Source organism: Parapusillimonas sp. JC17 (genome assembly GCF_052180245.1).
GTDB lineage: Bacteria > Pseudomonadota > Gammaproteobacteria > Burkholderiales > Burkholderiaceae_B > Parapusillimonas.
The window spans coordinates 172,410-193,838 of record NZ_CP197474.1 but is presented as its reverse complement, the minus strand read 5'-3'; the positions used below and the strand labels follow the sequence as shown (position 1 = coordinate 193,838).

Here is a 21,429-nt window from a genome sequence, read left to right as displayed (position 1 = left end):
GTGAATCGCATGGCATTACTGGACATCAAGAATCTGCATATCGAGTTCGCCGGCAGGCGCGGCACGCTCAAGGCCATACAGGACGTCACGCTCGCGGTGGAAAAAGGAGAAATCCTGGGCGTCGTGGGCGAGTCGGGCGCGGGCAAGTCGACCATCGGCAATGCCGTCATCGGGCTGCTGGAACACCCGGGCCGCATGACGGACGGCCAGGTGTACCTGAACGAAGAACGCATCGACAACCTGCCGCGTCCCGCCTTCCGCCGTGTGCGGGGCCGGCGCATCGGCATGATCTTCCAGGATCCGCTCACGTCTCTGGATCCGTTGCAAACGATAGAAAGCCAGCTGACCGAAACCATGCAGGTGCACTTGCATCTTTCGCACGAGCAGGCCAGGCAACGCGCCGTGCAGTTGCTTGAAAGCGTGGGCATAGACCAGCCCGAGCTGCGCCTGGAGCAATACCCTCATCAGTTTTCAGGCGGCATGCGGCAGCGCGTGGTGATCGCGCTGGCGCTGTGCTGCGAGCCCGAAGTCATCATCGCCGACGAGCCGACCACGGCACTGGATGTTTCCATACAGGCCCAGATTCTCGATCTCTTGCGCAAGCTGTGCAAAGAGAAGCAAATGGGCATGATCCTCATCACCCACGACATGGGCGTGATCGCGGAGATCACCGACCGGGTGGCGGTGCTGTACCGGGGCAAGCTGGTCGAGGAAGGCCCGACCCGGCAGGTTCTTGGTTCGCCGCGCCACCGGTACACCAAGAGCCTCATCTCGGCCGTGCCGCGGTCCGACATCAAGCTGCGGCGCTTTCCCATGGTGACCTACATCGAAGACGTGGCCGAAACCACCGTCACCGACGACCTCGCCGCCGCGAAGGCCTGGATGAACCAGCAATACGGCTACGAGCACCACAAGGAAAGACCCCTGGTCGAAGCCCGGAACCTGGGCATGCGTTTCGTGCTCAAGTCATCGCTGATCAAGAAGCACCGCGTCCTGCTGGACGCCGTCCGCGACGTCAGCTTCGCGATCAAGGAAGGGGAAGTCTTCGGGCTGGTGGGCGAGTCCGGCTCGGGCAAATCGACCGTCGCCCGGCTCATTTCGGGGCTGTACCAGGCCAGCGGCGGCTCGGTGATGTTCGACGGCGTCAATATCACCCAGTCGAGCGACAAAGCCGTCCTGTGGAATTTTCGCAAGCAGATACAGATGGTGTTCCAGGATCCGTTCTCGTCGCTGAATCCCCGCATGCGCATCCTGGACATCGTGGCCGAACCCATACGCTTCCACAAGCTGGCGCCCACCGAAGCGGAAACCCGCCGCATCGTCAGCGGCCTGCTGGATTATGTCGGACTGGGCAAGCAGGCGCTTAGCCGCTTTCCCCACGAGTTCTCGGGCGGACAGCGCCAGCGCATCTGCATCGCGCGCGCACTCGCCACCCGGCCGCGCTTCCTGATCTGCGACGAGCCCACCTCCGCGCTGGACGTCTCCATCCAGGCCCAGATCCTGAACCTGCTCAAGGACTTGCAGGAATCACTGGGCCTCACCATTCTGTTCATCAGCCACGACCTGCCGGTCATCCGGCAGATGTGCGACCGCGTGGGCGTCATGCGCCATGGCGAGCTCCTGGAAGTCGCCGACACCGAAACGCTGTTCTCCGCGCCCCGGCACGAATACTCCCGCCACCTGCTTTCGCTCATGCCCACCCTCGACTACCTGTCGCGGGAAGGACTGGAAGTGGAAGCGTAGGCGCGGGGTCGCGCGGGGTCAGACCCCGTACGGGGTCTGACCCCCTTCATCTGGATGGGGTCAGACCCGTGGGTCTGACCCTCCGGCCCCCTGCACATTCTTGGATGGGGTCAGACCCCATTCGGGGTCTGACCCCTCAACCCTTAACACCCGGAAACGAAAATCGCGAATTGGCGCTGGACTCGCCCGCCTTCCGTCCCTATGATGGCGAATGAATCAGCCGTGCGCCGTTTCATCATCCTGGACTCTGATAAGGAAAGCAAACATGGGCATCATCAGCATGATCATCGTCGGATTCATTGTCGGCCTGCTGGCCCGGGCTCTCATGCCCGGCGATCAGAAGCTGGGCATCATCATGACCATCATCCTGGGTATTGTCGGTTCCATCGTCGCCGGTTATCTGGGCGGCGCCCTCGGCTTCTATGAACCCGGCGAAGGCGCGGGCTGGATCGGGTCCATCGTCGGCGCGATCATCGTCTTGTTTGTCGTGGGCTTTATTGCAAAAAAACGCTAGTTTCATCGGGGCCGGGCCTGTTTTCGCGGTCAGGGGACAGACCCCGTAACGGGTCTGTCCCCTGAAAAATCCGCGGCTTGGGGTCAGACTCCAGTCGGGGTCAAAAATCTGCGGCTGGGGTCAGACCCCATGCGGGGTCTGACCCCTTGATTTTGGGGAATTCGACCCCATGATCCCAGTTATGGGGGTCGGACCCCGTACGGGGTCCGACCCCGCCCTCCCCGGATCAAACGCCGAATCTCAAGCATATGGACACAACCCGCTACCAGTCGCTATTCACGAAAAAGGGTTTTTGGCAGAAACTCGGTCCGCGCGCGCGCTCCATCGGCCGCGAGACGCTCGAAAAGGCGTTGTACCTGTATTACGCCGTCCAAAGCCCTCTTACGCCCAAATGGGCCAAGCGCGTCATTTACGGTGCGCTGGGCTACTTCATCCTTCCCCTGGACGCCATCCCCGATCTGGCGCCCGTGCTGGGCTACACCGACGACCTCAGCGTCATGGCGGCCGCCCTGGCCACCGTCGCCTTCTATATCACGCCCGACGTGAAGGCCCAGGCACAGCAAAAGCTCGACCAATGGTTCAAAGCACCTGACCGCCCCGCCTATACGGATGCCTGACCCGCACAGCACGGCCGTTAATGACGGATTCAAGGCGCATTGGCTGGCAGAAACCCTGCGCCTGCGCGAAGCCCTGTGGGGCCCTTTGGAAGACGCCCGGGAAAATCGGAAGGCTCGCGCCGAACGCCGTGGCTTCGCTCCCCGCTTGCTCTTGCGGGCGCGCTACCTGGCCGAACGCGAGAAGCTCGACCAGGTCCTAGGCAAGTGGACCAGCGCGTCGCGCGCGGCTTTGCTCGGCCTGCTCATCGCCGGCCTGCTGGCGGGCATAGGCGCGGCGCTGGGCGCGCTGGGCGATGGCAGCCGCTCGGTCAATATCCTGCTCGCCCTGGTTGCCTTGCTGGGTGTCAACACGCTGGCCTACCTGTTCTGGCTGAGCAGCTTCCTGATCCGCTCCGATCATGCCGGTTCCTGGCTGGGCGAGTCCTGGCTATGGCTGACGCGCAAGCTGGCGCGGGGGCCGGATGCGGCTCTCGCGCCCCGCGCGCTGGCAGAGCTGCTCAGCCGGCAACATGCCCTGCGCTGGCTGTTGGGCGCCGTCAGCCACGCGGTCTGGGTCCTGGCGTTCATGGGGGCGCTGGCCTGCATGCTGGCGATTCTGTCCGCACGCCGCTACGGCTTCAACTGGGAAACCACCCTGCTGTCGCCAGACACCTTCGTCGGGCTCACATCGGCGCTGGGATGGCTGCCCTCGCTCCTGGGATTCTCCATGCCGTCCCCAGAGATCATCAGGGCCAGCGACGGCCTGCAGACCTTGCCCGAAAGCGCCATGACGCTGTGGTCGGGATGGCTGATCGGCTGCGTAGTGGTCTATGGCCTGCTGCCGCGCCTGGCCGGACTGGGTCTCAGCCTTTACATGACGCGCCGGCGGCTGCGCGGCCTGGCCGTCGACACCACGCTGCCGGGCTATGCCGAATTACGTGACCGCCTGGACCCTTCCAGCGAGACGACGGGAATAGACAGCGCCGCCACGGACGGCTACCAGGCCAGCGTCCAACCCCTCGATACCGCTGCAACCCCGGCCATTCAATACGCCGTCCTGGGCATCGAGCTTCCCACCGACATCCCTTGGCCGCCCGCCGCCTTGCCGGACGGCATCAGCGACCTGGGCGTCATCGACAGCCGGTCGCAACGGCATCAAATCCTTGAACGCCTGCAGCGCCATACCGCAAGGCGCCTGCTGCTGGCTTGCGATGCCAGCCAGACGCCCGACCGGGGTACGATCGCATTGCTTTCGGAGCTAGGCAGCCTGGCCCGCCATGCGCATGTCGCGCTGATCAGTCCCGGGCAGGCCGGCGAGCGCTCCCATGCGCGGGCCGCGGCCTGGCACGAGAAGCTGAGTCTGGCGGGTTTCGCCGCGGAGGCCGTGCACGACGATCTCTCCAGCGGCCTGATCTGGCTCGCGTCGCCCGAGAACCACGACGTTTCCGCGGATCACACCCATGTCCAGCCCTGAGACCCCTTTGCGCCTGGCCGTGGTCGGCCATACCAATACCGGCAAAACCTCGCTGCTGCGCACCTTGACGCGCAATCCGGGGTTCGGGCATGTCGAAGACAGTCCGGGGACCACACGCCATGTCGAAGGCGCCCGCCTGCTCGTCGACGGCGTCGTGGCGGTCGAGCTCTTCGACACCCCCGGCCTGGAAGACGGCATGGCCCTGCTCGACTACATCGACCAGCTCGCACCGCCCAGCCAGCGCCTCGACGGCCCGGAGCGCATCCGGCGCTTTCTGCAAAGCCCGGAAAGCAAACGGCGCTTCGAACAGGAGGCGCGCGTTTTGCGCAAGCTGCTGGAATGCGACGCGGGCCTGTATGTAGTCGACGTCCGCGACCCCGTACTGGGCAAGCACAAGGATGAACTCGCCCTGCTTGCCAGCTGCGGGCATCCTCTGCTGCCGGTGCTGAACTTCACGCACAGCCCCGACCAGCGCCTCGGAGCCTGGCGGGAGGCGCTGTCCCGCCTGGGGCTGCACGCCATCGTGGAATTCGACACGATCGCGCCCGCGCTGGATGGGGAGACACAGCTTTACGACAAGCTCGCGCTGCTGATGGATCAGCATGCCGGACGCTTGCATACGCTCAGGTCCGACGTCGTCACACAGCGCGGGATCCGTCATTCGGATGCCTTGCGCATGATCGCGGAATTGCTGATCGACGCGGCATCCTTGCGGATCAGCGCTGAGCCCGACGAGGCGTCGCTCAAGAAGGCAACCGAGTCGCTGCGGCGGCGCATCCGAGACCGCGAGAACGACTGCGTGCAGGCGCTGCTGAAACGCTACAACTTCAGCAGCCGGGACTTTCCCGCCCATACCCTGCCCCTGCAGGGCGAAAGATGGGGCATGGACCTGTTCCACCCCCAGGCCTTGAAGGATATGGGGATTCACGTCGGCAAAGGGATGGCGGCGGGCGCAATGGCGGGCGCCACGCTGGACGTGTTCATGGCGGGGATCAGCCTGGGCGCCGCCACCGTCATCGGCGCCGCCGCGGGAGGGTTGTGGCAAGGCGTGGACAAGTTCGGGAAACGGCTGCTGGGGCGGCTGAAGGGCTTCCAGGAAATCAGCGTGGACGACGCGGTCCTGCGCCTGCTGGCCATGCGGCAGCTCGGCCTGGTACAGTCGCTGGAACGCCGCGGGCATGCCGCCCAGGCGCCCATCGAGCTGAAGGACACGCCGGCACTGGACACCTGGCGGGAAGGCTCGCTGCCCGATGCGCTCAAGGAAGCACGCAGCCAGCCGCAGTGGTCGACGCTGGCGGATGATTACCAGGCCAACGGCAGGCGGCACGAAGTCCTGCGGGCCTTGGCGGAACATCTGGAGGGGTCGGACCCCGTACGGGGTCCGACCCCATAATCGTTCATCTGTGGAGGGGGGTCAGACCCCGTACGGGGTCTGGCCCCAAATCTGCCAAACCTACAACAGCACCAGCTCATCCGGCAGGTCGTTGACATGGTTTGCGCCGCTGGGCAGCGCCGGCGACCGGGATTTCAGGATGGCCTCTATGTCGTCCACCGCCGCCAGGATGCCCGCGGCGTATTGGTTTTCGCGCAGGGACGCCTGCAGGCGCTCGCATACCTGGGCCCACAAGTCATCCGGCGCCGCGATGCCGCGGTCGGCGATGATCTGTATATGGTGCCGGTCGAGCGCAAGATACAGCAGCACGCCCGAGTTCAAGGGCGTGTCCCAGACGCGCAGCCGTCCGAAGACCTCCAGCGCACGCTGTTCTGAATTGGAAACATGGGCGGGCGTCACCGCCTCGACCGCCACGACGAGTTCGCCCGTGTGGTCTTGCTCGCTTTGACGGATACGCTCGGCGATGCGCGCAAGCGTCTCGCGGCTGAAATGCTTGCGCCGCAGCCATTGCCCTTCCAGGCCGGCCCAGCCGGTGAATTCTTTCCAGATGCCTTTGCGCCGCACTGCCGTCCTCCGTCCGCCTACCAGCTGCCCGAGGCGCCGCCGCCACCGCTGCCGCCTCCGCCGCCACCACCGAATCCGCCGCCGAAGCCTCCTCCGCCGCCGAATCCGCCACCGCCAAAACCGCCCCCGAAGCCACCACCCAGCCCGCCGCCCAAGGCGCCGCCGCGACGGGATGCGCGACCCAGGCTGCCCTTCCCGCCCGCACCGAACTTGCGTCCGATACGGCTCAGGAAAAACGCGAGGATTCCGCCTGCGATGCCGATGGGCACGCTGCCGAAGATCAGGCCCACGAAAAAGCCGACGGCCAGCGCCGCAAATCCGGGGGGCATGAAGAAGCTCATGATGGCGAGAGGCAGCAGCATGACCATGGCGTCTTCCTCATCGCCTTCTGCGCCGCCGGACTGGGCCGGGGCGGCAGGCGGCGGCAGCGCTTCGCCATCGACCAGGGCGATCAAGCTGTCCACGCCCGCCACGATGCCGCCCGCATAGTCGCCCTTGCGAAAATGCGGCGTCACCTGTTCGCGAATGATGCGTCCCGCAAGCAAGTCGGGCACGGCGCCTTCCAGCCCGTATCCCACCTCGATGCGCAGGCGCCGATCATCCTTAGCCACCAGGAAGAGGATGCCGTCGTCGACCTTGGCGCGACCGATGCGCCATTGATCGAACACGCGCCTGGCGTAGCTTTCCACCGTGTCCTCGCCGGTGGTGCCCACCACCAGCACCGCCACCTGGGCGCCCTTGCGCTTTTCCAGGTCGGACAGCGCCTGCTCCAGGTGCGAACGCGTGTTGGAATCCAGCGTGCCGGTCTGATCGGTGACCCAGCTCTTGAGCTCGGGCACGGCGACCGGCGCCGCGTGGAGAGGCGAGCAAAGCAGGAAAAAGACGCCTGCCAGCCAAAGCAGAAGACTGTGCCGCCAGCGGGCAAACGCGACGAAATGGGTGATGCCTTTCATTCGGCCTCCGTACGGCGTAGCGGCTTCAGGGCTTGGCCGGCTCGGGCAAGGTGAAATTGACCTCGGGCCGCTTGGTGATTTCGTCCTGCTTGGACACGCCGTAGTTTTCCATGGTGCGGTAGCCGAAGATCTTGGCGGTGATCAGCGTCGGGAACTGGCGCACGATGAGATTGTATTCCTGCACCGCCTGCACATACCGCCCGCGCTCGGTGGCGATGCGATTCTCGGTGCCTTCGAGCTGGGTCATCAGGTCGCGGAACAGGCCATCGCTCTTGAGTTGCGGGTAGTTCTCGGAAACCGCGATCAAGCGCGACAAGGCCGAAGACAATTGGCTTTGCGCCGCGGTGAACCGCTCCATGAGTTCCGGATTGTCCAGATCGTTGGCCGTCACCTGTATGGTGCCCACTTTCGACCTCGCCTCGGCGACCTGCGTCAGGATGGCGCGTTCATTGACCATGTAGGCATTGACTGAATTCACCAGCTGCGGAATCAGTTCAGCCCGCCGCTCGTACTGGTTCAGCGTCTGCGACCATGTGGTCTTCACTTGCTCGTCCAGGCGCTGGATTTCGTTGTAGCCGCAGCCTGTCAGGAAGATGGAAACAAGGGGCAGGACTAGGATCAGCAAAGCGCGTTTGAGCATCGTGGCAAACCTGGAAACGGAAGTCAGGCGAATTACAACAGTTTGCGCGGTGCTTGCCAATACATCTTGCATATCTTGACAAATGGGTCGCATGCATCAGGGTAACTACGGTACAATAGCGAATTACCCGCCTGCCAGTCGGCGGGGGCATTTCTAGCCACATACAACCTTTTTTCGTCTGCCTAGATTGGTGTCTCTCAACTCGAGCGATAGGCTGTCGCTGGAGTAAATTCTTGACTACCCAAACACCCTTTGCCGCCCTCGGGCTGGCGGAACCCCTGTTGCGCGCCGTTGCCGACACAGGCTATGAACACCCCACCCCGATCCAGGCGCAGGCCATCCCCCAGGTCATCCAGGGAGGCGACCTGCTTGCCGCGGCCCAGACCGGCACCGGCAAGACGGCGGGCTTCACCCTGCCCATCCTGCATCGCCTGCTGACCAACCCCGCTACCACCCGCAAGCCGGGCCAACCCCGCGTCCTGATCCTGACGCCCACCCGCGAGCTGACCGCCCAAGTGGAAGAATCGGTGCGCACCTACGGCAAGCATACGTCGATACGGTCGATGGTGATGTTCGGCGGCGTCAACATCAATCCGCAGATTTCCTCGCTGCGCAAGCCGCTGGACATTCTGGTTGCGACGCCCGGTCGCCTGCTTGATCACGCACAGCAAAAAACCGTGGACCTGTCGGGTGTCGAGATCCTCGTGCTGGACGAAGCCGACCGCATGCTCGACATGGGCTTCATCCGCGATATCCGCCGCATTCTCGCCTTGCTGCCCAAGCAGCGCCAGAATCTGCTGTTTTCGGCCACCTTCTCGGACGAGATCCGCGCGCTGTCCAAGGGCGTGCTGAACGATCCCATCGAAATCTCGGTCGCGCGCCGCAACACCGCTTCGGAACTCGTGGCGCAAAGCGTCGTGCTCACCGAGCAATCGCACAAACGCGACCTGCTCAGCCACATCATCCGTGAAAGCGGCTGGCATCAAGTCCTGGTGTTCACGCGCACCAAGCACGGCGCCAACCGGCTCGCCGAAAAGCTCGTGAAAGACGGCCTGTCGGCGGCGGCGATCCACGGCAACAAGAGCCAGTCCGCGCGTACGCGGGCGCTGGCTGGCTTCAAGGACGGCCAGGTTGCCGTCCTGGTGGCGACCGACATCGCTGCGCGCGGCATCGACATCGACCAGTTGCCGCAAGTCGTGAACTTCGAGCTGCCGAACGTGCCGGAAGACTACGTGCACCGCATCGGCCGCACGGGCCGCGCGGGCAGTCCCGGCGCCGCCATCTCGCTGGTCGACGCATCCGAAATCAAGCTGCTGACCGCGATCGAGAAGCTGATCAAGCGGTCCATCGAGCGCAAGGCCGTCGAGGGCTGGTCCGCCGACATGGTGAAGGCCGAGCCCAGCCACCCGCGCGACCGCGATGACGACCGGCCGCCACGCTCCGGACAGTCGCGCCGCCCGTCGGGTCAGGCCCGCAACGGTGCCAGACCCGCGGCCCGGGGCCCGGAAAGCGGCCGCCCTCGCGGAGATCAGCCGCGCAGCCGTTCCGGCAATGCGGCGCGCAACGCAAGCACCAGCCGGAGCACAGGCAATGAGCGCGCTTCGACGCCCGCCCGCCCGCGTTCTCCCGGCGGAGCCCATACCGGACGCGCCGCCTTGTTGAGCAAATAAAGGCGTATCATTCCGGCACGCACCCTTCCTCGTTGACCGATCATGTCATTTTCCACTTGGCTGGCCTTCTTCGCCGCTTCCTGGGCGATTTCATTTTCACCCGGCCCGGGCGCCATCTCGGCGATGGCTTCCGGCCTGAAGTATGGATTCAGGCGCGGCTACTGGACCACCATCGGCCTGATCCTGGGCATACTCATCCAGTTCATGATCGTGGCGGTCGGGCTGGGCGCCGTGCTGGCCGCTTCGGAAGTGGCTTTCGGCATCATCAAGTGGCTGGGCGTGGCCTACCTGATCTATCTGGGCTGGAAGCAGTTTCGCACCGACGCTGCGCCCGTCGCGGTGGAGGCGAACGATCCCGCGCCCTTCCGGGTCCACGAATTGATCCTGCGCGGCTGCCTGATCAACATCACCAATCCGAAGGGCACGGTATTCCTGATGGCGGTGGTGCCGCAGTTTCTCAATCTGTCGCAGCCGCTGACCATGCAGTACGTCACCATCGCCGCCACACTCTGCTTCACCGACCTCGTCGCCATGGGCTGCTACACCACGCTGGCCGCCCGCATCCTGCGCCTGCTGCGCAGCCCCCGGCATATCCGGTGGCTGAACCGCGGCTTTGGCGCCATGTTCATCCTGGCCGGCACCGTACTGGCCTCTTTCAGCCACAACAAATAGCCGATCCCCGTCCGGTCGCCCCTGAGCGCCCGGACGGCCATGCACGCTAAAATCCTGCCATGAGCCTCACTCGAGAAGTCGCCCGCCGGCGCACCTTTGCGATCATTTCCCACCCCGACGCGGGCAAGACCACGCTGACCGAAAAGCTGTTGCTGTTCGCGGGCGCCATCCAGATCGCCGGGAGCGTCAAGGCGCGCAAAGCCAGCCGCCACGCCTCGTCCGACTGGATGGAAATCGAAAAGCAGCGCGGCATTTCCGTCGCATCCTCGGTCATGCAGATGGAATATCGCGACTGCGTGATCAACCTGCTGGACACCCCGGGACACCAGGACTTCTCGGAAGATACCTATCGCGTGCTGACGGCGGTGGACGCCGCGCTCATGGTGATCGATGCCGCCAACGGTGTCGAGCCGCAGACCAAGCGCCTGCTGCAGGTCTGTCGGGCCCGCAACACACCCATCCTGACCTTCATCAACAAGCTCGACCGCGAAGTACAGGAGCCCCTGGATCTGCTGTCCGAAATCGAATCGCACCTCGGCATGGATACCGTGCCGTTTTCCTGGCCGGTGGGCATGGGCCGCTCGTTTGGCGGCGTGTTCGACATCCGGCAGGACCGCATGCGGGTATTTCGCGCCGGGCAGGAACGCCGCCACGACGATGAAGACGAATTCATCCAGGGGCTGGCGAACCCGGAGATCACCCGCCGCTTCGGCGACGCCTTCGCCAAGGCCGGCGAGGAAATCGAACTGATCCAGGCCGCATCGCCCGAGTTCGACCACCAGGCTTTCCTGAGCGGCAAGCAGACACCGGTCTTCTTTGGTTCCGCCATCAACAACTTCGGCGTGCAGGAGATTCTGGACGCCTTGGTGGAGCTGGCTCCGCATCCCGGGCCACGCCATGCCATGCAGCGCGAAGTGCAGCCCGACGAGCCCAAGTTCAGCGGCGTGGTGTTCAAGGTTCAAGCGAACATGGATCCCGCCCACCGCGACCGCGTCGCCTTCGTGCGGGTGAGCTCGGGCCGCTTCGAACGCGGCATGAAGCTGAAGATCGCCCGCAACGGCAAGGAGATGCGGCCCAATAACGTGGTGTCCTTTCTGTCGCAGCGGCGCGAATTGCTTGACGAAGCCTATGCCGGCGACATCATCGGCATCCCCAACCATGGCGTTCTCCAACTGGGCGACGTACTCACCGAAGGCGAGAGCCTGCAGTTCACCGGCCTGCCCTTCTTTGCGCCGGAATTGTTCCAGGCTGTCGAAGTCAAGGATCCGCTGCGCACCAAACAACTGCGCATCGGCCTGACCCAGCTCGGGGAAGAAGGCGCCATCCAGGTCTTCCGGCCCGAGGTCGGCGGCGGCGCACTGCTTCTGGGCGCGGTGGGCCAGCTTCAGTTCGAAGTGGTGGCGCACCGCCTGAAGACCGAGTACGGGGTCGAAGCGCGGCTCATGCCTTCGCGTTACAACATGGCACGTTGGTTTACAGCGGACGACCCCAAGATTCTGCAAAAATTCATGAATTCCAACGCTGCCAACATCGCCTATGATGTCGTCGATGCGCCGGCCTTCCTGGCGTCTTCGCCCGCTCAGTTGCGGGTCGCTCAAGAACTCTATCCCGGAATCGAATTCCATGCGATGCGGGAACACGGCGGAAAAGTGTTCGCGCAGTCGGCATAAGTCGTGCCGGCTCCGGCGGTGTCGGCGCGAGCCGGACATTCGGCGGCAATGCAGAAGGAAATGTCCGGCGTACTATACTGGGCATCGGTTTCCAGACAGAGGACTAGCATGTCGTGGCGTTTAATCTTGGTGGCTTTATTGTTGGTGGCGGGCGCCTCGGCCTGGGGCGGCCTGCAGCTGGGTAACTGGCTGGTCGCGCATGGCCCGGCCGCGCCCGTCATCGAAGAGCACCCGGAACTTTCCTCGGTACCCGTGCTCGACGCCAACGGCCTGCCCTACGTGGCCCAGCCGCCGCAGCCGCTGGTCAATGGGCAGCTTGGCGTGCCCGAGCTGCCCGATCACTTTTCCTGGGAAGTTTCCGAGGCGTCGATCGAAGAAATCAAGTCGAATCCATCCATCGCTATCGCCACCACCACGATCACCATGGACGAGGCGCGCCAGATTGCGGAATTCATGGGTGGGGCACAAGGCCTGCAAGGCATTGCCGACGTAGGCAATCTGGGCCTGGGCGCGGGGCAGCCAGCCGGGCAGAACATGCCGTTGCAGCCCATAGAAGTCGCGCCGCCCCCTCCGCCGCCACCGGCCGTGGTCACGCCGCAAGGGTCGAATGGCAATCAGTGGCAGGCCAGCCTGCGCCAGGAGCTGCAGGCCTGCAGCGCGCTGGGCTTCTTCGACCGGCCCAGCTGCGCATGGGCCGCGCGCAACAAATATTGCGAACCCAATAATGGCTGGGGTCGCGTACGCGACTGCCCAGCCAAGTCGTTCTAGCGCTGTTTGCCCGACTGGGTCAGACCCCGTGCGAGGTCTGACCCCGGGACTTATTCTTCCATTTGCGACTGCAGATAATTCTGCAGCCCGACCCGCTGCACGAGCTCCATCTGCGTTTCCAGCCAGTCGATGTGCTCTTCGGTGTCGTTCAAGATGTCCTGGAACAGATCACGCGACACATAGTCGCGCACGGATTCGCAATACGCCATGGCTTCCTTGACCGTGGCCTGCGCGGCGACTTCCAGCCGGTGGTCACAGGACAGGACCTCGGGGACGTCTTCGCCGATCAGCAGCTTGTGCAAGTCCTGCAGATTGGGCAGGCCGTCGAGCATGAAGATGCGTTCGATCAGGCGATCGGCGTGTTTCATTTCGCCGATGGACTCGTCGTATTCGTGCTTGCCCAGCTTGGTGAAGCCCCAATGGTTCAACATGCGAGCGTGCAAGAAATACTGGTTGATTGCAGTCAATTCGTTTTTGAGTTGCGCATTCAGATGCTGAATGACGATAGGGTCGCCTTTCATGGCTGTACTCCTGAAGCTAAGATAAATCAATTTACTAGGCTACCACGAGCACAGGGCAAATACAGCTTCGGAAAACACGAAAAGGCGCGCCAATACTGGCGTTGCGGCGATTTATTGATAATGGGAATGACTAGCCTTATGACTGCGCTTACGTCGGCCATGAACCCAAGTCCTGCAAATTAGCGGGTCGTCAGGTTGCGCACGGAAATAAGTAGCTGAAAAGCCGGGATAAAAGGCACATGGTTTCCAAGCGATTGCGCCAAGGAAGCCATATCAATAAAATTGCTACGATGCGTTACAAGATGATGGCTCAGGCCGTGCAGGCACGCCGGTAGGCAATTTCCGTGAACCGGACTTCCACGGCGACCGGATCGTTGGCAGCCGCGCCGGACGCCGCGCCAACGCTATGGTGCACCGTAACTTGGCCGGCATAGCGCCCGCCAGGAAGGTATTCGGCGGCCGTTTCAGCGCAGCAACCGCAACACGCAGCCACCCCCAGCTGACCTTGAAGGTCTGCCATGGAAGAGGCGCCGCCGGCGACTGCCGCCTGGACTTGACGCTCGGTGATAGCATTACAGACACAAATAAACATGAGAACAATTATCATCCAATTTTCGATGGAAATCAAGCCCATGAGAACCAGGGGTCAGAAACTCAGGGGTCAGACCCCGTACGGGGTCTGACCCCACGGTAAGCCCTAGACGGCAGGCGGCGCCCCCAGCGCAGCCCTGGCCTTGCGCAGGATGGCCGGCTCTATGCCGGCGGCTTCGCGGTACTTGGCCACGGTGCGGCGGGCAATGACAATGCCGTGCTCCGCCAGTTTCGCCGCCAGTTGATTGTCCGACAATGGCTTCTTGCCGGACTCCTGGCTGACCAGCTTCACGATCAATGAACGCACGGCCGTCGCGGAAGTCGATGCGCCGTCTTCGGTCTGCAGCGCAGCGCCGAAGAAACGCCTGAGTTCGATCACTCCCCAAGGGGTCTGGGCATATTTATGCTTCGTCGCCCGGGAGATGGTGGACTCATGCAGATCGAGTTCCTGGGCAATGTCGCGCAGCAATAGCGGCCGCATGGCGCCGACGCCTCGCTCGAAATAGTCCTGCTGCTTGTCGACGACGGCCTGGGCGACGCGCAGGATGGTGACGAAGCGCTGGTTTACGCTCTTGATCAGGCCTTGGGCCTGCTGCAACTGCGAGTGCATGGCCGGCGCCGGCGGCGCCTCGTCCAGCATCTCCTGGTATACCGAGTTGACCCTGAGCTTGGGCATGATGACGGGATTCACGCTGGCCACCCAGCGATTGCGCACCTTCCTGATCAACACATCGGGAGTAATGTAATCGGCAAGCTTGGTGGCCCAATGCCTGCCGGGCCGGGGCTCCAGCTGCAGGAGCAGGCCGTGCGCCGCCTTCAGGATTTCCTGTTCGCAGCCCAGCGCGGCCCGGAGCCGGGCTAAGTTACCCGACGCCAGCAGCGGCAGATGCGCCTTGGCGATCTCACGGGCGAGCTGGAAGACTTCGTCGGGCAGGGCATGGTCGGGGCTTCGTGCCAGCTGCGCCAGCTGCAGGCACAGGCACTCATCCAGCGTCCGGGCCCCGACACCGGCCGGATCGAACGACTGCAGCAGTGCCAGCGCGGCGTGAAGCTCATCGAGGTCGACCTCGAGCTCGGGCGGCAGGCAGGCGAGCATGTCATCGAGCGATGTCGGCAAATAGCCCTTGTCGTCCAGTTCTTCTATCAGTATCGAGACCAGCGCCATATCGCGCGGGCTGGCGCGCGTCACACGCAGCTGCTGCTGCAAATGCTCTTGCAGGGTTTCTTCCAGGGCCGCCTCGGGCCGCATGGGCTCGTCATCGGCCTGATTGCCGGATGTCCGCGACCCGCCCTCCACGGACATCCATTGCTCGTCCAGGGATTGCGCTTCGTCCGCTACCGCATCCGGCCCAACAATGTCATACTCTTCCTCACGTTCGAGCATCGGATTGTCCAGCAACGCCTGGGCCACCTCCAGCTCAAGTTCATGGGCGGACAGCTGCAGGAACTTTATGGATTGCTGCAATTGCGGGGTCAGCGCCAGTTGCTGATGCTGCCGTAGCTCTAAAGATTGACGCGAATGCATAGTTAAAATAGTTGTATGAAACCAGACTCCCAAGTACACCAACCCACCGGCCAGGATCGCGCACTGATGCGCAACGCCTTGCTGAAGCTTACCGCCGTCCAAAAAATCATTTGCGCCGCGGTCATCATCATTACGGCCCTGATCTGGTATGACTTGCTCAAGCGGCTGGTGGCGTTCGGCCGCGGCATCGACTACGGCGGCCTGCACGCGCTGGGCGGCCAGGCCATCGCCCTGCTGAAACAGTACAACCCCTTCTTCTGGTGGGCGGTGGTTGCCTTGTGCACGCTTATTATTGCCTATTTTCTGTATGGCTTCGTCCAGGCCATGCAGCGCCGCAGCCGCGCACGAGTGGTCAGCGAAGAAACCATCGCGCTGCTGGCCGGCCGCTTGTCGGAACCCGCGCGCGAAGTCTTGCGCTGGGCCTGGAACGATCACCGCGAGCCGGTCAGTGTGGGCGATTTGCAACGCGCCTACAACGAATTGCGCCACGGCCGCTACGATCGCATCACCCTGGCGCGCCGGCACCAAGCGCTGCTGTCCTCTGCTTCAGAACCCATAGCCGTGCGCGCCGGCACGCCGTAGTCCTCTCGTCCAACCCATGGCCGTGCCACGAAAAGATGCCGGTACCCGGCAGCCGCTGCGCTTGCATTGGCCGAAAAAATATGTTTGACTACGCACTATGAAGCCCGAACACGTCCTCCCCTACAACGCTCCAGCACGCAGCCACTCTGCGTCGCCCGCGTTGCGTGTTCACCGCGCCGTCGCGCACCTTTCGCTTCCTTCCTCGCTGTCGCTACTACTACCGATCGGTTGCCGGGCCTAGCGTCCGTGGCAGTTCGGCAGCCGCAATCCGCCACATCCCCCGTTTTCGTCACCGTCATAGTTTGCAAGAGCCCGTCATTGAGGCTCCGGTGGCCGTAAAGTCAAACAATCCCAGCCATACCCATAGGTGTCACCATGATTGACCATCCTTCCGACAAATACCGTCCTTTCGTTCCGTTCACGCGCGATTTTTCCGAGCGTACCTGGCCCAGCAAGCGCATTACCCATCCTCCCATCTGGATGAGCACCGATCTGCGCGACGGCAACCAGTCGCTGATCGAACCCATGAGCGTGGAACGCAAGCTGCGCTTTTTCGAACAGCTGGTAAAAATCGGCTTCAAGGAAATCGAAGTCGGTTTTCCGTCCGCATCGCAAACCGACTTCGATTTCGTACGCAAGCTGGTCGACGAAAACCGCATCCCCGACGACGTCACCATCATCGTGCTGACTCAATCGCGTGAAGACCTTATCCGCCGCACGGTGGAGTCCGCCGCGGGCGCAAAGAACGCCATCGTCCACTTGTACAACGCCTGCGCTCCCGCATTCCGCAAGATCGTGTTCGGCATGAGCAAAGACGAAGTCAAGGCCATCGCGCTGTCGGGCACCCGCCTGATCAAGGAACTGACCTCCCAGCATCCGGAAACCACCTGGCGCTACGAGTATTCGCCCGAAGTCTTCAGCACGACGGAGCCCGAGTTCGCCCTGGAAGTCTGCAACGCCGTCACCCAGGTTTGGCAGCCCACGCCGGAATCCAAGATCATCTACAACCTGCCGGCCACGATTGAAGCCACCACGCCCAATATGTACGCCGACCAGATCGAATGGATGCACAACAACCTGGATCAGCGCGATTGCATCGTGCTCAGCGTGCATCCGCACAATGACCGCGGCACGGCCGTCGCCGCCGCCGAACTGGCCGTCATGGCCGGCGCCGACCGCATCGAAGGCTGCCTGTTCGGCAACGGCGAGCGCACGGGCAACGTCGACCTGGTCACCCTGGCGCTCAATCTGTATACGCAAGGCGTCCATCCGGGCCTGGATTTCTCCGACATCGACGAAGTGCGCCGTTGCGTGGAATACTGCAATCAGCTTCCCGTGCATCCACGCCATCCCTACGCCGGCGACCTGGTCTTCACGGCATTTTCGGGATCGCACCAGGACGCGATCAAAAAGGGTTTCGCCTGCCAGGAAGCCGACGCACCGTGGGAAGTGCCTTACCTTCCCATCGACCCGGCCGACCTGGGCCGCAGCTACGACGCCGTCATCCGCGTCAACAGCCAATCCGGCAAGGGCGGGGTCTCATACCTGCTCGAACAGGAACACGGCCTGGCCTTGCCGCGCCGCCTGCAGATCGAATTCAGCCGTGCCATCCAGCGCGTCACCGACGAAACGGGCGCCGAGGTAACGGCATCCCAGGTCTACGACATTTTCTCGGACGAATACCTGAAGCAGGAAAGTCCCTGGAAGCTGGTGCGCCACCGCATCACCGGCGATCCCAAGGCCCAGGCCGGCCAGCAATTCGAGATTGAAGTCGAACTCGAAAAAGACGGCGAAGTCCACAACCTGGTGGGACGCGGCGACGGCGCCATCTCCGCATTCGTCGACGCCGTGGACGACAAGGTGAAGATCATGGACTACCATGAACACGCCATCGGCACGGGCACCGACACACGCGCCGCCTGCTATGTCGAATTGCGCGTGGGCGATTCGCCCACCGGCTTCGGCGTCGGCATCCATGGCGACATCGTTACCGCCTCCTTCCTGGCCATCCTGAGCGCCGTGAACCGGCATGCGGCAACGCAACAAACTGAAGCGCTGGCCGCTTAGATGCAACAGGGTCGGACCCCATCCGGGGTCCGACCCTTCAACCGCGCACTGGGGACAGATCCTGAACAGGGTCTGTCCCCTTTTTTGTCAGGGGTCAGACCCCGAAGGGGGTCTGACCCCGCCTATCCTGTCGCCTCTTTTTCGTTGGGGGTCAGACCCCGTACGGGGTCTGACCCCAGCCTTCCCTGCCACCTCTTTTCCGCTGTGGGGTCAGATCCCTTCGGGTCTGACCCCGCCATATTTGCGCAGCGCAGCTAAGGGTTATCTCTGTCATGTCCAGGAAATACTTCATGTCTAATATGTAGCGTTTTCCACCAATCCTGTTCGGAACAACGCTTTGCTGATCGCGCAAATATCGGACCTGCACATCCAACTGGGCGGCAAATACGAGCACCTTATTTCCGCCCGCCAGCACCTTGCCGCTTGCGTCGACGCGCTGAACGCCCTGCTTCCGCGACCCGACCTGATCGTCGCCACCGGCGATCTGACCGAGCATGGCTCGCATGACGAATACCGGGTCCTGAAACAGGAACTCGCCCGCCTGAAGACTCCCTTTCTGCTGATCGCCGGCAATCACGACGACCCCGCGAACCTGCGCGCCAATTTCCCCGAACACGTCTGGATGCGGGATGCAGCGCCCTTCCTGCAATACACCATCGAGACCTGGCCCCTGCGCATCGTGGCGCTGGACACAACGCTGCCCCGGCGCAGCGAAGGCGAGCTCTGCGCAGCCCGCCTGGAATGGCTGGCGCAGACCCTGGCCGAGCAGCCTGGGCGTCCCACGCTCATCCTCATGCATCATCCCCCGTTTGAAACCGGTATCAAAAGAATGGACGAACTGGGGCTTCTGAAGGGACGCGAGGCCTTCGCGAAGGTGATCGAGCCTTACCGGAACATCGAGCGCATACTTTGCGGGCATTTGCACCGCAGCATCGTCTGCCGCGTCGGCGGCACCGTGGCGTCCACCTGCCCAGGCACCGCGCACCAGATCGGACTCGATCTGCGCGACGAAGCAGAGCTGTCATTCAATTTCGAGCCGCCCGGCTATCAATTGCACTGGCTGAGCCCGCAAGGACTGGTCAGCCACCATGCCGTCATTGGCGACTTTCCCGGCCCACATGTGTTCTAGAACGCCATGACCACCATCATCCTGGACAACATCACCAAACAGTACGGAAGCGCGCCCCCGGCCGTGAACGACATCAACCTGCGGATCGAAGCGGGCACGCTGACGGTGCTCCTGGGTCCGTCGGGCTGCGGGAAATCGACCACGCTCCGGATGATCGCCGGCCTGGATACGCCCAGTTCGGGCCGCATACGCATCGGCGACCGCGACGTCACCAACCTGCCTCCCTCGCAGCGGCAGATCTCCATGGTGTTCCAGTCCTATGCGCTGTTTCCGCATTTGTCGGTCCGGGAAAACATCCTCTTCGGCCTGAGGGTCCGCAAGGAACCCAAAGCCCAGTTCGAGCCACGCCTGGCGAAGGTCGCCGGCCTGCTCGGGCTCGAGCATCTGCTGGACCGCAAGCCCTCGCAGCTTTCCGGCGGCCAGCAGCAACGCGTCGCGCTGGGCAGGGCGGTGATCTCCGAAGCCCCCATCTGCCTGATGGACGAACCCCTGTCGAACCTGGATGCGCAACTGCGGCATGAAATGCGGCGCGAGATCCGCGCCCTGCAGCAGAAGCTGGGCATCACCATGGTGTACGTGACCCACGACCAGACCGAGGCCATGAGCATGGCGGATCGCGTCGTGTTGTTGAGCGGCGGCAACGTCGTCCAGAACGACACGCCCGACCGGCTGTATGGTCGGCCCAGTTCCGAGTTCTCGGCGCGCTTCATCGGCACGCCGCCCATGAACCTCATCAAGTTGAATCCACAGACCCGCCAATTGCTTGCCCGGCACGGCTATCCCGACGCCGCGGAACACGCCGACGCCCAGACCCTGGGCATAAGGCCCGAGCATTTGAGCCTGACCAGCGAACACGGCCTGCCCGCCACGGTGGAAAGCGTCGAGTACTTCGGCGCCGACTCGATCGTGGTCTGCGCGCTGGGCGGCAACACAGGCATTGCGGTGCGCGAGGCCGGGCACATGCATGCCGCCACCGGCGCAACCGTGCAGCTCCAATGGAGCGCCGACCGGCAACATTTCTTTGACGCAACGGGCAACGCCCTTACTTGACAGGAACCATCATGCGACGAAATTTTCTGAAAACCCTGGCATTCACTCTTGCCGGCGCCTTCTGCGCCGCGCCCGCTTGGACGCAGGCTCAGCAGGTGGAGCTCGAGTTCTACTACCCCGTGGCAGTGGGCGGGCCGATCACCAAGATCGTCGACGGCATGGTCAGCGACTTCGAAAAAAACAATCCAGACATCAAGATCAAGTCGATCTATGCCGGCTCCTATCAGGATTCGGTCGCCAAGGCACTGACCGCCCACAAAGGCGGCAATGCGCCGCAACTCGCGGTCCTGCTTTCCACCGACATGTTCACGCTGATCGACGAGGGCGCCATCGTGCCTTTCGACTCGCTGATCACCTCGGACGAAGACAAGAAATGGGCAACGGGCTTCTACAAAGGCTTCATGGCGAACAGCCAGACCGGCGGCAAGACCTGGGGGATTCCCTTCCAGCGCTCGACCATCGTCATGTACTACAACAAGGATTTGTTCAAGCAGGCCGGGCTCGATCCGAATACGCCTCCCGGCACTTGGGACCAGCTCGTGGAATACGGCAAGAAGCTGACCAAGACCGACGCCTCCGGCCAGGTCAGCCAGTGGGGCCTCGAAATCCCCTCGGGCGGCGCCTTCGCCTACTGGCTCTTCCAGGCCCTCACCACGCCGAACGACGCCCTGCTCATGAACGAAGCGGGCAATGAAGTCTACCTGGACAAGCCGGCCGTCATCGAAGCGGTGCAGTTCTGGCACGACCTGGCCTACAAGCACAAGATCATGCCGACAGGCACCATAGACTGGGGCACCACACCCAAGGATTTCCTGGTCGGCAAGACCGCCATGATGTGGACGACCACCGGCAACCTGACCAACGTCCGCAAGAACGCCAACTTCGAGTTCGGCGTGGCACCCATGCCCAAGGCCAAGCAGGGCGGCAGCCCCACCGGCGGCGGCAACTTCTACCTGTTCAAATCGGCGACGCCCGAGCAGCAGAAAGCCGCGCTGAAGTTCGTCAAGTGGATGACCAGCCCCGAGAATGCCGCCGCATGGAGCATCGCCACAGGCTATGTGGCCGTCAGCCCCGCCGCCTGGGAAACCGAAGCCATGAAAAGCTATGTGAAGGAAGTCCCCCAGGCTCTGGTCGCCCGCGATCAGCTGGAAGTCAGCGTGGCCGAATTTTCCACCCATGACAACCAGCGCGTCACCAAGCTCCTGAACGACAACCTGCAAGCGGTGCTGACCAATGCCAAGACGCCCGAGCAGGCCATGAAGGACGCCCAACGCGACGCGGACCGCATCCTCAGGCCTTACAAGTAA

Annotated in this window: 20 protein-coding genes; 14 read left to right on the top strand and 6 right to left on the bottom strand. The window is 63.1% G+C overall.

Annotated features, from left to right (window positions below; translation table 11 throughout):
• Positions 1-9 precede the first annotated feature (9 nt).
• The 5 genes from ACSBPU_RS00870 to ACSBPU_RS00850 all read left to right on the top strand — a co-directional run bounded on the left by ACSBPU_RS00870 (position 10) and on the right by ACSBPU_RS00850 (position 5,720).
• Entirely contained in the window at positions 10-1,743 is a 1,734-nt protein-coding gene (locus tag ACSBPU_RS00870) for a dipeptide ABC transporter ATP-binding protein (RefSeq protein ID WP_442594730.1), read from the top strand.
• Positions 1,744-2,008: 265 nt separating this feature from the next.
• Entirely contained in the window at positions 2,009-2,257 is a 249-nt protein-coding gene (locus tag ACSBPU_RS00865) for a GlsB/YeaQ/YmgE family stress response membrane protein (RefSeq protein WP_442594728.1), read from the top strand.
• 248 nt (positions 2,258-2,505) lie between these two features.
• Entirely contained in the window at positions 2,506-2,874 is a 369-nt protein-coding gene (locus tag ACSBPU_RS00860; RefSeq protein WP_180071129.1) for a DUF1232 domain-containing protein, read from the top strand.
• A complete protein-coding gene (locus ACSBPU_RS00855) occupies positions 2,867-4,327 on the top strand; it encodes a DUF2868 domain-containing protein (RefSeq protein WP_442594726.1) in 1,461 nt (486 codons plus the stop codon). Before ACSBPU_RS00860 ends, ACSBPU_RS00855 begins: the two co-directional genes overlap by 8 nt.
• Positions 4,314-5,720 carry a GTPase/DUF3482 domain-containing protein gene (locus ACSBPU_RS00850; RefSeq protein ID WP_442594724.1) on the top strand — a complete coding sequence of 469 codons (1,407 nt, stop codon included), beginning with the start codon at positions 4,314-4,316 and terminating at the stop codon, positions 5,718-5,720. Before ACSBPU_RS00855 ends, ACSBPU_RS00850 begins: the two co-directional genes overlap by 14 nt.
• A gap of 60 nt (positions 5,721-5,780) precedes the next feature.
• On the opposite strand, the gene ACSBPU_RS00845 is transcribed toward ACSBPU_RS00850, so the two are convergent.
• Genes ACSBPU_RS00845 through ACSBPU_RS00835 form a run of 3 tightly spaced genes read right to left on the bottom strand, consistent with a single transcriptional unit; the run spans position 5,781 to position 7,877 of the window.
• Entirely contained in the window at positions 5,781-6,284 is a 504-nt protein-coding gene (locus ACSBPU_RS00845) for a TPM domain-containing protein (RefSeq protein ID WP_442594722.1), read from the bottom strand.
• Positions 6,285-6,301: 17 nt separating this feature from the next.
• Positions 6,302-7,237, bottom strand: coding sequence for a TPM domain-containing protein (locus ACSBPU_RS00840; RefSeq protein WP_442594720.1), 936 nt, complete (start codon positions 7,235-7,237; stop codon positions 6,302-6,304).
• Between the two features lie 25 nt (positions 7,238-7,262).
• On the bottom strand, positions 7,263-7,877 hold the full coding sequence (locus ACSBPU_RS00835) for a LemA family protein (RefSeq protein WP_442594718.1): 615 nt from the start codon (positions 7,875-7,877) through the stop codon (positions 7,263-7,265).
• A gap of 233 nt (positions 7,878-8,110) precedes the next feature.
• Between ACSBPU_RS00835 and ACSBPU_RS00830 the strand changes: the two genes are divergently transcribed.
• From ACSBPU_RS00830 to ACSBPU_RS00815, 4 genes are all read left to right on the top strand, one after another.
• Positions 8,111-9,547 carry a DEAD/DEAH box helicase gene (locus ACSBPU_RS00830; RefSeq protein WP_442594716.1) on the top strand — a complete coding sequence of 479 codons (1,437 nt, stop codon included), beginning with the start codon at positions 8,111-8,113 and terminating at the stop codon, positions 9,545-9,547.
• A gap of 42 nt (positions 9,548-9,589) precedes the next feature.
• Positions 9,590-10,219, top strand: coding sequence for a LysE family transporter (locus tag ACSBPU_RS00825; RefSeq protein ID WP_442594714.1), 630 nt, complete (start codon positions 9,590-9,592; stop codon positions 10,217-10,219).
• A 59-nt stretch (positions 10,220-10,278) separates the two neighbouring features.
• The gene (locus ACSBPU_RS00820; protein ID WP_442594712.1) at positions 10,279-11,889 is read left to right on the top strand and encodes a peptide chain release factor 3; all 1,611 of its coding nucleotides are present in this window, start codon (positions 10,279-10,281) and stop codon (positions 11,887-11,889) included.
• A 108-nt stretch (positions 11,890-11,997) separates the two neighbouring features.
• The gene (locus ACSBPU_RS00815) at positions 11,998-12,657 is read left to right on the top strand and encodes a hypothetical protein (protein WP_442594710.1); all 660 of its coding nucleotides are present in this window, start codon (positions 11,998-12,000) and stop codon (positions 12,655-12,657) included.
• A 50-nt stretch (positions 12,658-12,707) separates the two neighbouring features.
• Here the strand turns inward: ACSBPU_RS00815 and bfr are convergent, their stop codons facing one another.
• The 3 genes from bfr to rpoN all read right to left on the bottom strand — a co-directional run bounded on the left by bfr (position 12,708) and on the right by rpoN (position 15,294).
• A complete protein-coding gene (bfr, locus tag ACSBPU_RS00810) occupies positions 12,708-13,178 on the bottom strand; it encodes a bacterioferritin (RefSeq protein ID WP_180071119.1) in 471 nt (156 codons plus the stop codon).
• A gap of 310 nt (positions 13,179-13,488) precedes the next feature.
• A complete protein-coding gene (locus ACSBPU_RS00805; protein ID WP_442594707.1) occupies positions 13,489-13,770 on the bottom strand; it encodes a (2Fe-2S)-binding protein in 282 nt (93 codons plus the stop codon).
• 105 nt (positions 13,771-13,875) lie between these two features.
• Positions 13,876-15,294 carry an RNA polymerase factor sigma-54 gene (gene rpoN / locus ACSBPU_RS00800; RefSeq protein WP_442594705.1) on the bottom strand — a complete coding sequence of 473 codons (1,419 nt, stop codon included), beginning with the start codon at positions 15,292-15,294 and terminating at the stop codon, positions 13,876-13,878.
• A 15-nt stretch (positions 15,295-15,309) separates the two neighbouring features.
• Here rpoN and ACSBPU_RS00795 point away from each other — a divergent pair, with 15 nt between their 5' ends.
• The 5 genes from ACSBPU_RS00795 to ACSBPU_RS00775 all read left to right on the top strand — a co-directional run bounded on the left by ACSBPU_RS00795 (position 15,310) and on the right by ACSBPU_RS00775 (position 21,429).
• The gene (locus ACSBPU_RS00795) at positions 15,310-15,876 is read left to right on the top strand and encodes a hypothetical protein (protein ID WP_442594703.1); all 567 of its coding nucleotides are present in this window, start codon (positions 15,310-15,312) and stop codon (positions 15,874-15,876) included.
• Between the two features lie 375 nt (positions 15,877-16,251).
• Positions 16,252-17,943, top strand: a complete 1,692-nt coding sequence (leuA, locus tag ACSBPU_RS00790; protein ID WP_442594701.1) for a 2-isopropylmalate synthase — start codon at positions 16,252-16,254, stop codon at positions 17,941-17,943.
• A 337-nt stretch (positions 17,944-18,280) separates the two neighbouring features.
• Entirely contained in the window at positions 18,281-19,072 is a 792-nt protein-coding gene (locus tag ACSBPU_RS00785; RefSeq protein ID WP_442594699.1) for a phosphodiesterase, read from the top strand.
• 6 nt (positions 19,073-19,078) lie between these two features.
• Positions 19,079-20,122, top strand: a complete 1,044-nt coding sequence (locus ACSBPU_RS00780) for an ABC transporter ATP-binding protein (RefSeq protein WP_442594697.1) — start codon at positions 19,079-19,081, stop codon at positions 20,120-20,122.
• Positions 20,123-20,133: 11 nt separating this feature from the next.
• A complete protein-coding gene (locus ACSBPU_RS00775) occupies positions 20,134-21,429 on the top strand; it encodes an ABC transporter substrate-binding protein (RefSeq protein ID WP_442594695.1) in 1,296 nt (431 codons plus the stop codon).

Coding starts and splice junctions, on each gene's coding strand:
- rpoN (WP_442594705.1), bottom strand. CDS start 15,294: ATGCATTCGCGTCAATCTTTAGAGCTACGGCAGCATCAGCAACTGGCG.
- ACSBPU_RS00775 (WP_442594695.1), top strand. CDS start 20,134: ATGCGACGAAATTTTCTGAAAACCCTGGCATTCACTCTTGCCGGCGCC.
- ACSBPU_RS00780 (WP_442594697.1), top strand. CDS start 19,079: ATGACCACCATCATCCTGGACAACATCACCAAACAGTACGGAAGCGCG.
- ACSBPU_RS00850 (WP_442594724.1), top strand. CDS start 4,314: ATGTCCAGCCCTGAGACCCCTTTGCGCCTGGCCGTGGTCGGCCATACC.
- ACSBPU_RS00855 (WP_442594726.1), top strand. CDS start 2,867: ATGCCTGACCCGCACAGCACGGCCGTTAATGACGGATTCAAGGCGCAT.
- leuA (WP_442594701.1), top strand. CDS start 16,252: ATGATTGACCATCCTTCCGACAAATACCGTCCTTTCGTTCCGTTCACG.
- ACSBPU_RS00840 (WP_442594720.1), bottom strand. CDS start 7,237: ATGAAAGGCATCACCCATTTCGTCGCGTTTGCCCGCTGGCGGCACAGT.
- ACSBPU_RS00825 (WP_442594714.1), top strand. CDS start 9,590: ATGTCATTTTCCACTTGGCTGGCCTTCTTCGCCGCTTCCTGGGCGATT.
- ACSBPU_RS00835 (WP_442594718.1), bottom strand. CDS start 7,877: ATGCTCAAACGCGCTTTGCTGATCCTAGTCCTGCCCCTTGTTTCCATC.
- ACSBPU_RS00860 (WP_180071129.1), top strand. CDS start 2,506: ATGGACACAACCCGCTACCAGTCGCTATTCACGAAAAAGGGTTTTTGG.
- ACSBPU_RS00820 (WP_442594712.1), top strand. CDS start 10,279: ATGAGCCTCACTCGAGAAGTCGCCCGCCGGCGCACCTTTGCGATCATT.
- ACSBPU_RS00815 (WP_442594710.1), top strand. CDS start 11,998: ATGTCGTGGCGTTTAATCTTGGTGGCTTTATTGTTGGTGGCGGGCGCC.
- ACSBPU_RS00795 (WP_442594703.1), top strand. CDS start 15,310: ATGAAACCAGACTCCCAAGTACACCAACCCACCGGCCAGGATCGCGCA.
- ACSBPU_RS00805 (WP_442594707.1), bottom strand. CDS start 13,770: ATGTTTATTTGTGTCTGTAATGCTATCACCGAGCGTCAAGTCCAGGCG.
- ACSBPU_RS00870 (WP_442594730.1), top strand. CDS start 10: ATGGCATTACTGGACATCAAGAATCTGCATATCGAGTTCGCCGGCAGG.
- ACSBPU_RS00865 (WP_442594728.1), top strand. CDS start 2,009: ATGGGCATCATCAGCATGATCATCGTCGGATTCATTGTCGGCCTGCTG.
- bfr (WP_180071119.1), bottom strand. CDS start 13,178: ATGAAAGGCGACCCTATCGTCATTCAGCATCTGAATGCGCAACTCAAA.